Annotated in this window: 1 protein-coding gene; it reads left to right on the top strand. The window is 65.8% G+C overall.

The features are described 5' to 3' along the window. Positions 1-285, top strand: a 285-nt coding sequence (locus tag R0J87_RS18605) for a hypothetical protein (protein WP_498888048.1), incomplete at its 5' end; no start/stop codon positions are given. Positions 286-421: the final 136 nt, after the last annotated feature.

Raw genomic sequence — 421 nt, 5'->3', positions numbered from 1 at the left:
GGCGACACCTACATGATGAGCCTGTTCAGCCACGACATCGTGGCCCACAAGCGGCTGGAGATCGAGGCGATCCGTGAGCAGAGCCGGGCCATCGCCTCGCAGGCGCAGGCCATGAACCGTCTGGCGGCGGCGGTCGAGGCGCAGAACGGCAAGATGGACGACCTCATCACCGCCGTCAACAACATCAGCGTCACCACCCAAGTCACGGTGCCGGACGAAGTGCTTGAATCCCTGCAAGGCGCGCTCAACGCCCTCCGCAATTGGCTCGGACCGGCCCAGCAGTGAAGCACGCCGACTACAACCTCCCGGCGACCTTCATGTTCTGGTCGGTGGCGGAATGGGAGGCGGTCCGCAACGCCCTGCGCGAGATTCACCTGCTCGCCGTCGCCCACCGCGAGGAAGACCCGGCATGGGAGGCATC

This window comes from Halomonas sp. SIMBA_159, assembly GCF_046536035.1.
GTDB classification, from domain to species: domain Bacteria; phylum Pseudomonadota; class Gammaproteobacteria; order Pseudomonadales; family Halomonadaceae; genus Vreelandella; species Vreelandella venusta_A.
Note: the sequence above shows the minus strand (reverse complement) of the source record. Positions and strands in the feature narration are given on the sequence as shown.